Source organism: Fundicoccus sp. Sow4_H7 (genome assembly GCF_052115865.1).
Classification (GTDB): domain Bacteria; phylum Bacillota; class Bacilli; order Lactobacillales; family Aerococcaceae; genus Fundicoccus_A.
In genome coordinates this window covers 1-10,480 of sequence record NZ_JBQKME010000024.1, presented here as the reverse complement: position 1 = coordinate 10,480, position 10,480 = coordinate 1, and the positions used below count along the sequence as shown (strand labels likewise).

Below are 10,480 nucleotides of genomic sequence, written 5' to 3'. Positions count from 1 at the left end.
TATAGTTTTGTCTGGTAACTTAATTATAGTAGAATTCACTGGCTTTTTCATTTTAAACAATAAAAAAGATGTCAGTGAGATTTACTCACCAACATCAAAAATTGGAGAACCCAAAAAAAGACGGCCATTAAGCCGTCTTTTTTATTGCATCACAACTCATTCTACCCAGTCGCCAAGCGTTTTCTAATTTTACCGGATAAGTATTCAACCACTAAAATCAAAGCAATTAGACCAATCAGAATGGCACCAACTTGGTTCCAACGATAAGATCCCATTGCGAAAATTAATGGCGCACCAATACCACCAGCACCAACTATACCCAAAGTAGACGCATCACGCAAATTCATATCAAATCGGAATATTAAAGTCGATAACAGACTTGCACTTAGCTGAGGGATGATACCAAAGCGAATTTTTTGATAAGCATTCAAGCCAGCAGCATCTAAAGCTTCTAAAATGGACATGTCAATATCATCAATGGTTTCACTAAATAGTTTTGTTAACATACCAATTGATGTAACTGATAAAGTCATCAAACCAGCAAAAGCACCTGGACCAGTTACACGTATGAACATTAAACCATAAACAAAACTTGGTATCGTTCTAATTACAATGACTAATAGACGAACAACAACGACAACTGGAACGGGCATAATCTTACTCGAGGCCAAAAAGGCAATTGGGAAAGAAAAAACAGCCCCTACTAATGTACCTAAAAAAGCAATTGCCATTGTCTCAAGTAACAAATACGGTACTGATTGTTTAGTCATATTAAGTAACAGTTCCGGATCAGGTGTAAAGATCCCTTTGAAGATATTAGTTGCAACATCAAATCCAAGTGGGGTCATATTGATTTCATTAACCGTACTAGCTGACCAAAGAATTAAGACAAGAACCAAGAATGCCCAAAACCATTGTAGCTTGCGGCTGCGATTTTGGTTTTCATATATTTCATTTATTTTATTAACCATTTTGACAGCCTCCTAAGTTAATTTTTGTCTAAAATAAGAGCTCAATGATTCAATCACGGCTACAGTAACAAATAGACAGATCAAAATCATTCCGACATTGGCATACTCACGCCAAGCAATATTTTCATTTAAGATTATCCCAATACCACCAGCCCCTACATACCCTAAAATAGCGGCGTGACGGACATTACCTTCAAAAGTATACAAGCTTATTGATAAATAAGAAGGTAGGATCTGAGGTTTAATAGCAGCCCAGAAACTTTGAATTCGATTGGCTCCCATAGCTTCCATTGATTCATAAGGTGACATATCAGCTGTTTCGATCATTTCATACAATTGCTTACCGACGAATGAAAAAGTGAAAATTGAAATGGCAATCGTTCCAGCAAACGTGCCTAGACCAAAGATGTAAGTTAAAATAAGTGCAGTTACCAATGTTGGAATTGTACGAATTAAACTCAAAATAAATTTCAAAACACCTGAAACCAAGGCATTTCTTACTAAATTCATAGAAGCCAGCATCGCATAAGGTACCGCCAGTACAGCACCGATTAGAGTCCCTAATACAGACATTTTAATTGTGTCGACCAAAGGTTTAATAACTTGACCAACAAATTCCCAATTTGGAGGTAACATTGCTTTTAAAATAACGAAGAATTGTTCCCCACGACGAACTAAAACAGAAAAGCTAAAACCTGTTAATTCAACAGAATAATAAGTGGCAATGACAATTAAAATCAAAATAATCAAAGTCCATGAACGCGGTTTTTCTATAACTTTACCATTTGCTAAAGTCATTTTTTTAGTGGGTAAAAGATAGCGTCTAGAATTCGACTTCATTAAGACACCCCTTCCATCTCTTCAGTCTTCCCTTTATAAATGTAATTTAAGATTTCTTGATCAACTTCCTCAGATGGTCCATCATAAACAATTTCCCCATCTCGAATTCCCACAATACGGTCGCAATAGTCAAGAGCTAATTCAACGTGGTGAATATTGATTAAAACACTGATATTTTGTTCGCGGTTAATTCGCTTAAAGTCATCCATAACCACATTCGCTGTCACCGGGTCTAACGAAGCTACCGGCTCATCGGCTAAAATAATTTTTGGGTTTTGTGCCAAAGTTCTAGCCAAAGCCACCCGTTGTTGCTGCCCACCTGACAATTGATCAACACGTGTGTAAGCTTTATCCAAAATCCCAACTCGGTCTAAACTTTCTAATGCAAATATCTCTTCTTCTTTCGTAAAGTAGCCAACCAAATTACGCCATGCTGGTAAATCCGGTACTAAAGCATTTAAAACATTGGTAACTACCTTGGCACGGTTAACCAAATTAAAGGATTGGAAAATCATACCAATATTACGTCTAAAACGACGCAGTTCTTTCCCTTTTAATTGACTGACTTCGATATCATTCACTTTCAAAGAACCTTCCGTAATTGGATGCATTTTATTAATTGTACGAATTAAGGTCGATTTTCCAGCTCCAGATAAACCAATAATCCCCACAAACTCCCCTTGATTAATCGTTAAATCGATATTTTTCAAAGCAGTTACCCCATTGGGATAAACTTTAGAAACATTCTTAAACTCAATCATTTACTTTCTCCCTCCATGCCGCTTCTTAATAAATAACTTCATCATAAAAAGGAGCAGCTAACTTAATAGACGCTCCTTTATTATAAACGAATATTTAAAAATTAAAACCTATTATTGAGCTTGTTCACGTAGAATTTTTTGTGCTTCACGTTCGTTATCGTAATCTTCTGATGTAGCTTCTTGGTATCCTTCGTGACTGTAGATAGAAATAACTTCTTTTCCTTCGTCGGTTTCAGCAATGTTAATGAATGCTTGTTTGATTGCTTCTTTTAACTCATCAGTCATAACTTCAGAGTGAAGTGAAACAGAAACTGTATCGTTATAAACGTTTGGAGTTACACCGATAACATTTGTTTCTTCCCAAATTGAAGCTTCGCGTCCCATTTCAGTTTCCCATGCTTCAGCATAGTCACGACGTAAGTCAGCAAATCCAACAACGATATCCACTTGTTCAGCAGCTAAACGAGCAATAGATGATGCATAAGATTCAGCTTGAACGATTGTTGATAAATCAGAAACCATATTACCATCATAGTTTTGGCTTAACCAGATTGATGGATAGATATAACCTGATGAAGAAGAAGATGACATTACTGACCAGTTAGCACTATCTAAATCTTCCCAAGTTAATTCTTCACCATTGTTAACTTTAGCAGCTAATTCTTGACCTTTTTCAGAAGGACCTGCAATCACTAAACCTTTGTAGTAAGTCACTTGCTCGTCACCAGCTTCAGTAGATTGACCATCGTTCCAGTCAGCTGGGTTTTCAGAGTCTTTTGATAGACCTGAACGTGTAGATGTTAATAATACTTCAACATCTTCGTCAAATAATACATAAGTTCCACCAGGAATCAAACCAACATCAGCTGTACCAGCTGCCATTGCTTCTCCTACTGCTTCATAGTTTGTACCAACAGTAATTTCAACTTCTCCTACATTAAATCCTAACTCAGCTAATTCATCGATTAACAATTGTTTTAATGGTTCTGTAGCAGTGATAATTTCTTCTGGGTCACGTGACGGAACAAAAGCAACCGTTAACTGATCGATTTCAGTTGGTTCTTGCGCTGATACAGTTGATACTGCAGCATTTGAAACTAATAGACTTGTCAAACTAAGTAAAGCTAAAAACTTTTTCATTTGATTTCCTCCAAATATATTATTTCTAAAATCATTATAACAGAAACAATTTGCTTTTAAAGACTTTACTTTTTAAAACTTCTCAAGTCACAGTGCAACGAAAATGTTGTAAACGCTTCCAACATTGTAACATTACGTTTTTTAATTTCTATAGCTCATGTGAAATTTACATAAAATTTACAATAGAGATAGCAAAAAGCACCGACCGAAGTCGATGCTTGTGATATTTATTTGGATTAGTTCATACCAGTTGGGTCGGATACAAGTAATGTACCATTAACGACGGTAGTATTTTCAGGTAGTTGATTCCACTCCAGTAGGTTTTCAACGGTTACACCAAATTGTTCTGCGACATCTTCTAATGTTTGACCAGGTTCCACTTCATGCATGGTTGGTTCAGGGTCTGAGACAAAGAGACGTTGGCCAATAGCTAGAACGCTAGACACTAAATCATTCCAAGACATAATATTGGCTTCCGTTGTATTATTATCTACAGCAAGTCGATATAAGTTGTCTCCTGCTTCAACAATATGAACTTTTGGTTCTAAGATTGGATTTAGAATATTAAGTTTTTGTCCGACTCTTAGAACATCACTTTCTAAATCGTTCCAAACACGTAAATTATGGACCGTTACGCCGTACTCATTGGCGATACGCCATAAGTTTTCGCCTTCTTTAACCGTGTGAACTTTTACGTCATCATCTTGGTCTTCCGTTGGCGTCTCATCATCTTCTTGGGAACTTTCTGAATCAGAAGATGTTTCATCACTACTGTTTTCGTCACTTTCTGTTGGTGGTGTAACCGGCTCTTCAGGTGTCTCGACAACTGGCGCATTATCACCATAATAAATAATTTGATCTCCAATATTCAAGAATGAAGATGCAAGTCCATTCCAAGACATCAATTGGTCAACCGTTACGCCATAACGACGAGCAATACTATATAAAGTGTCTCCAGCAACAACGGTATGGACATTATTAGGTGTTGGAGCTTCAGGAGTTGGTGTTTCAACCGCTGAACCAGATAATACTAATTGATCACCTGGATAAATCATATCGCTTGATAAATTATTCCAAGCTCTTAATTGTTCAACCGTTACCCCATAAGTTCTTGCGATAAGATATAAATACTCACCCGATTGAACAACATGCACTCCAGACGGTGCTTCTTCAGGACTTTCACCAGAATCATTGCCTCCGTAGAGAACGAGTTGGTCACCGACATCAATTAAAGTTGATGATAAGCCATTCCATGACATTAACTGGCTAACAGTCACGCCGTAATGACCGGCAATCCCATATAAGGTTTGACCTGCTTGCACAGTATGTACAGCTGTTGAGTCCGTTGGCGGAGTTGTTGGTTCATCATCCGAAACTTGTCCACCATAAAGAAGCAATTGATCACCAACATCAATCATCGTTGACGACAAGCCATTCCAAGCCATTAATTCAGCAACCGTCACGCCATAACGACCAGCAATCCCATATAAAGTTTGGCCAGCTTGCACGGTGTGTACGCCAGATGCATCACTATTACCATCGTTATTATCTCCACTTGTCGATCCATATAATACTAAGACATCACCAACATCTAGCATATCATTGGTTAAGCCGTTCCAAACACGTAATTCTTCTACGGTTACACCATATTGTCTCGCAATTGAAAGTAAATACTCCCCTGCTTGAACCGTATGGGTACCACTTTGTGCTCCCACATTAACGGGTGCTACGCCTATTAAGACAGAAGCAGCTAAAGTTAATGCAGATGCACTAATCAATTTTTTATAAGATTTATTTTTCATATGTGCCACTCCTAATTTTCCATTAGAATTTTATTTCGTATAACTATATTGTATCATTTAACCGTATATCTCTCCACGATTAGCCTTGTAATTACCAATAATAATACGAATAAAACTAATCTATTGTATTTATCCTTATTATTAGCATGTGTACAAATTAGTTATACAGCATTAAATATAAATTGTAAAAAGAGACCAAGAAAAGCTTGATCTCTCCATCCCTATTTCATCCTATCTCGTTTTAAAGGTTTCGTTTAAACGATACCAGTAAGTTGGAGTATTGCCAGAGGAAGTATAGCCTTCAATGGCTGTAGTTGAAATACCATTGTCTCGATAATTTGAATGAATAATTTGATCATTACTTAAAGCAACCCCAGTATGTCCACCCGAACCAAGTGATTGACCTTTAATTCCTGAAACAAAAATATCACCTGCACGTACTTGATCACGAGAAATAGCCGTCAAGAGTGAGCCTTCATAGTTATATAAAGTCTCAGTCGTTCCTAACCAATGCCCTTCATTTAGATAACCGGCTGAAATTAGGGCACTAAAGACAGCACTTGAACAATCATAGCTACTTGGTCCATTACGATAAACCATGGAGTAAGTTGTCTGACCTTCGCGTTCTTGGAACCACTCAACAACTGATTGAGCCCTTTGGCTGACATTAGTAAAATCAACTCCTACTTTTTCCGGTGTTTCTGGCGTTGTAGGTTTTTCTGAATCTTTATCTGGATTAGTCGTTTGTCCATTAGGATTTGAAACTATTAACTCCATATGAGTAAAGATTAAATCACTTGATAATTGATTCCATTCACGTAATTGATTTACTGTAACACCATATTGTTGTGCAATGGCATAGAGATATTCACCACGTTTAACCGTATGAGTTTGTCCACTTTCGCTTGGGGTTTCTACTTCTTGTTCTTCAGGAGTCTCTGGAACTTCTGGTTCTTCCGGTACTTCTGGATTGTCTGGAACTTCGATTTCCTCATTTTCTTCTTCATCCACAACCGCATTCGGATCTGAAACAATCAATGAACGATTAACATGAATCAGCGAACCTGAAATGTTATTCCATTCACGCAATTGATCAACCGTCACATTTTTTTGACGGGCAATCGCATATAAAGTATCGCCACTCTTCACCGTGTAATAAATCGGTGCTGTAGGGTTTTCAGTAACTGGCTGTTCAACTTCATCTACTGGTTCTTCTGGTTCTTCTGGTTCTGTTTGATCTTCTTCGTCGACTTCTTCTACTGGTTCTTCTGGTTCTTCTGGTTCGACTTGTTCTTCTTCATCGACTTCTGGAACTTCCGGTACTTCTGGCACTTCGATTTGCTCTTCTTCTGGTTCATGTACAACCGCATTCGGGTCTGAAACGATCAACACACGATTGACATGAATCAGTGAACCTGAAATATTGTTCCATTCACGTAGTTGATTAACGGTTACACCATTACGCAGAGCGATCGCATATAAAGTATCGCCGCTTTTAACGACATAATTTTGCGGACTAGTTGGTTTTACAACGACGGGCGTCTCTACTTCCGCTTCTTCTTTTTCTTCAACTACAGGGACTTCTGGTTCAATTGGTTGCTCCTCAGTCACTGAATTTGGATTTGAAATAATTAAATTAGCATTAGTATAAATAATATCGCTAGTTAGGTTATTCCATTTTTTCAAATCGCTGACGGTCACATTGTGACGTTGGGCAATCGCATATAAAGTATCGCCATAGTTAATCGTATAATTATTTACTTCTGCTTGACGAGGTGCATCATTAACTTGAGCGCTTGTTTCTGGATTTGAAAGATAAAGCGATTGATTCACTACAATAGTATTACTCGATAAATTATTCCATTTTTTAAGGTTGTCTACGGTTGTGTTATTGCGCTGTGCCAATGACCACAGAGTATCGCCAGGAGCGATAGTATGTTTAGAAACAGTCACTGAGCTTTGTTGTGTATTGATTGGAGCGGCATAAGTCGTTGACATAGGTTCAACAACTTCTTCTTGGACTACAGTTTCCTCAACTGATTCGGTCTCTTCTGGTAAATCCACATGTTCATCGCCAGAAACTGCTTCAATAGCTTCTTCTTCAACAACTGTTTCAACTTCATCAGCTTCTACTTCTTCAATTTCAGTCGTTTCAGTTTCATCAATTGATTCTACTTCTGGATCTTCTTCAACAACAATTGATTCTTCCTCGACAACATCTTCTACTGGAAGTTCTTCAACCACATCTGTTTCAGAAACTTCTTCAACCGATTCACTAATAAGCTCATCAACAGTCACTTCCGAATCACTTTCTGACGGTATATCCTGCCAAGAAACTTCCGGCGCATCAGCAGTCCATTGGAGATTGTCTCCAGAAGCATTATCGTCTGAAACTTCCTGTGCCATAATCGCTTGCCCAGACTGAGAAATTAATGTCAGAGAAGCAATTAACGATGTTGAAACCGCAATCCATTTCCCTTTCCGTTTACGCATTACCTTCTTTTCCAATCAATAACACTCCTTAAAAAAATCTTTTGAATTCGTAAGTATATATTAACATTTAAATGTTTCAACTATAATACACTTCTTTTACAATCCAAACTAAATATCTCTGCCATATTTTATCGCACAAAAAAAGCCAACTATGCGCGAACATAGCTGACTTTCGCAGTGATATTTATTTGAAAATTAATAACGTAGAACAGCAGCGATTTGCATACCTTGAGGCATTTTCTCAGCATCGAGTATATACACGCGGCCTTTAGCACGAACGGTATTCCAAATCAAACGACTTAAATAATCATCTTTGGGACTTGGAACATATTGGCCGTCTTCATCAATTGTTCCGGTCACTTCAAGCCCTTTTTGAATCAACAAGAAATCAATTCGACCTTGTAAGCTTGAAAAAGCAAGGTCATTATATTGTGATTCTAATTTATATTGTGGGGTAGTCTCATTAAAACGATCCATTAAATCTTGATGGCGAGCTTCAACCACATGATTTAAATGAGCTGCCATACGTTCTTTAATTTCATTATCAGATAATTGCATAGGCGAAGCTTCAATTGGAAATTCACTGAGGTATTTATTTTTAGAAATACGACGGAATTCAGCCACATTTTCAGTTAGGGCAAACAATACTAGTGGGTATTGGGTTTCTTTTGAATAGTTTTCATAAACATACCTGTCAACAATTCTAAAGTAATTTTCCAAATCAATTTCTTTTTCAGAGCTAGTATCCGACTGACCGTGGAAAATCCCACCTTCGGCATTCATCGAAATCTGCGTATATTCCTCCCCAAGAGCTGTCGCAACATCAACAGGTGCATCTTCATCATGAGATAAATCAACTTCTGTCAAACGTTCTTGCTGACCGACAAACAAACGCATTTTTTCACGGCTTAATACAAGTAGATGATAAGTTGTTACATACTGATAGTTTTCAATAATAGCGGACAAATTAGGTCTTTCAGACAGGGTAACGCCTTCTTCAATCGGACGTTCTAAGCGATAGTAATAGGTCTCATCTGCCGTCACAATAATCACCAAATTACTCATACCCATTTCTTGGAAATCGGCATCTTTTTGGAAATCTTTCGCACCTTTAATTAATTTTGCGACAACATCCGGATCATAATTCTCCTTACCGACTTGTTCAGCTTTTTTTATCAATTGATCCAATTTAATTCGGTTTTTATCCGAATTAATCGGGCTAAGCTCTGTATCTAAACTGATTGTTAAATACAGCTGATCATCCTGAAATAGTTCTTCTGTTGGAAATGTTAAAAGTTCTTGCATTCAATCACATCCCTTTACTATTAGTAACTTTAATTGTAGATTAAGAAGAATACGATGTAAAGCAAAATGCAACGAATTCAGTAAACGTTATCAATGTTTAAAGGGACGTTTTCTTTAAATTAATAATAATTTACAATTTACCAATGATATTCCTTATTCAACTAAAAGGTCGTAAAAACTGATTATAGTTCAGTCTTCATAAGTGTGCTATATTCGATTTAATAACTTAATTTTTAGGAGGAAACTGATGACACTCATAAATCTAGCTCACAATAAACCTTCAAATCAGTCAAGCAGCCTCATTTTTAGTCCACAAGTCGATTTTGATTTAACGACTTATCTCGAAAATAGCCGACATCTCATCGAATCTTCCCTTCCAAGTTTACCTGTTGTTTATATCAGAAACATTACACTCTTACATCCCTTTCTGCGCAGCCTTATCCTAGACCAGTCCGGTCAAATATGGGTATCCTCTCGTTCAACCAACTGGGTTGCTGAACAAATTTTTAAAGCGACAGGTTTTACTTATCAAAAATGGTCTCATTTCTTACAAGCAACCACTAAACAACCTCGAACAATATTCCCCTATGTGCATGGAAACCTAATTTTTTACAGAATCCCAAACAAAATTGAACATCACCCCGATTGGATCAACGCTAGTTTGTGTAGCCAAATGATTTGTTCTAAAAGAAAAGGCGAACACCCAATAGAATTCTTTATCCCCAGCAACATCAATACCCATCTAAATATCCGCATCCCAATTCTCTTCCGCAAATCAATCATTTTAAAACAAGTCGACAGTTCCTACCATCTGTCTAATCTTTGGAACCACCACTACAACCAACAACTTTCACGCCTCCATTATCAACTAGACGTTAACAACCCCACAGATAGACAAAACCATTTCTTTCAAGACTACCCCTTCAACTTTAAGCACGACTTCCCAATCAACTCACAACACTTAATCGATTTTAGCCATTCCCTTTTAACCCCTCTAAAATAAATATCACTGCTCAAAACAAAAAGACTACAGTCCATTTCACTGTAGTCTTTATTTAGGTTCTTCAATTTTTGATGTTGGTAACAAAACTAGGTCAGTATGTTTCAAGCATACTGGCTTATTTTTGTACTATAATTTAGTTCGTTCTATTAGGCCATCTTCTTTAAC

General features: G+C 37.2%; 9 protein-coding genes. 2 read left to right on the top strand and 7 right to left on the bottom strand.

Features of this window, described 5'->3' with window-relative positions:
• Positions 1-187: hypothetical protein (locus ACTQ54_RS12355; protein WP_441757245.1), on the top strand; the 187-nt coding region annotated here is incomplete at its 5' end.
• On the opposite strand, the gene phnE (ACTQ54_RS12350) is transcribed toward ACTQ54_RS12355, so the two are convergent.
• The 7 genes from phnE (ACTQ54_RS12350) to ACTQ54_RS12320 form a co-directional block, all read right to left on the bottom strand.
• Positions 162-971, bottom strand: a complete 810-nt coding sequence (gene phnE, locus ACTQ54_RS12350; protein ID WP_441757244.1) for a phosphonate ABC transporter, permease protein PhnE — start codon at positions 969-971, stop codon at positions 162-164. The two genes, ACTQ54_RS12355 and phnE (ACTQ54_RS12350), sit on opposite strands and share 26 nt — an antisense overlap.
• A gap of 12 nt (positions 972-983) precedes the next feature.
• Positions 984-1,811 (bottom strand): phosphonate ABC transporter, permease protein PhnE, encoded by an 828-nt coding sequence (gene phnE / locus ACTQ54_RS12345; RefSeq protein ID WP_441757243.1) that lies wholly within the window; start codon positions 1,809-1,811, stop codon positions 984-986.
• Positions 1,811-2,572 (bottom strand): phosphonate ABC transporter ATP-binding protein, encoded by a 762-nt coding sequence (gene phnC / locus ACTQ54_RS12340; protein WP_441757242.1) that lies wholly within the window; start codon positions 2,570-2,572, stop codon positions 1,811-1,813. The genes phnE (ACTQ54_RS12345) and phnC overlap by 1 nt, the downstream gene beginning before the upstream one ends.
• Before the next feature lie 111 nt (positions 2,573-2,683).
• The gene (locus ACTQ54_RS12335) at positions 2,684-3,712 is read right to left on the bottom strand and encodes a phosphate/phosphite/phosphonate ABC transporter substrate-binding protein (RefSeq protein WP_441757241.1); all 1,029 of its coding nucleotides are present in this window, start codon (positions 3,710-3,712) and stop codon (positions 2,684-2,686) included.
• 236 nt (positions 3,713-3,948) lie between these two features.
• The gene (locus ACTQ54_RS12330; protein WP_441757240.1) at positions 3,949-5,514 is read right to left on the bottom strand and encodes a LysM peptidoglycan-binding domain-containing protein; all 1,566 of its coding nucleotides are present in this window, start codon (positions 5,512-5,514) and stop codon (positions 3,949-3,951) included.
• 231 nt (positions 5,515-5,745) lie between these two features.
• Positions 5,746-8,022 (bottom strand): LysM peptidoglycan-binding domain-containing protein, encoded by a 2,277-nt coding sequence (locus tag ACTQ54_RS12325; protein WP_441757239.1) that lies wholly within the window; start codon positions 8,020-8,022, stop codon positions 5,746-5,748.
• A 180-nt stretch (positions 8,023-8,202) separates the two neighbouring features.
• On the bottom strand, positions 8,203-9,312 hold the full coding sequence (locus ACTQ54_RS12320) for a baeRF6 domain-containing protein (RefSeq protein ID WP_441757238.1): 1,110 nt from the start codon (positions 9,310-9,312) through the stop codon (positions 8,203-8,205).
• Positions 9,313-9,559: 247 nt separating this feature from the next.
• Between ACTQ54_RS12320 and ACTQ54_RS12315 the strand changes: the two genes are divergently transcribed.
• Positions 9,560-10,315 carry a hypothetical protein gene (locus ACTQ54_RS12315; protein ID WP_441757237.1) on the top strand — a complete coding sequence of 252 codons (756 nt, stop codon included), beginning with the start codon at positions 9,560-9,562 and terminating at the stop codon, positions 10,313-10,315.
• Positions 10,316-10,480: the final 165 nt, after the last annotated feature.

Excerpts from the sequence above, each read along its gene's own strand:
- ACTQ54_RS12330 (WP_441757240.1), bottom strand. The coding sequence starts at position 5,514 with ATGAAAAATAAATCTTATAAAAAATTGATTAGTGCATCTGCATTAACT.
- phnE (WP_441757244.1), bottom strand. The coding sequence starts at position 971 with ATGGTTAATAAAATAAATGAAATATATGAAAACCAAAATCGCAGCCGC.
- ACTQ54_RS12320 (WP_441757238.1), bottom strand. The coding sequence starts at position 9,312 with ATGCAAGAACTTTTAACATTTCCAACAGAAGAACTATTTCAGGATGAT.
- phnE (WP_441757243.1), bottom strand. The coding sequence starts at position 1,811 with ATGAAGTCGAATTCTAGACGCTATCTTTTACCCACTAAAAAAATGACT.
- phnC (WP_441757242.1), bottom strand. The coding sequence starts at position 2,572 with ATGATTGAGTTTAAGAATGTTTCTAAAGTTTATCCCAATGGGGTAACT.
- ACTQ54_RS12335 (WP_441757241.1), bottom strand. The coding sequence starts at position 3,712 with ATGAAAAAGTTTTTAGCTTTACTTAGTTTGACAAGTCTATTAGTTTCA.
- ACTQ54_RS12315 (WP_441757237.1), top strand. The coding sequence starts at position 9,560 with ATGACACTCATAAATCTAGCTCACAATAAACCTTCAAATCAGTCAAGC.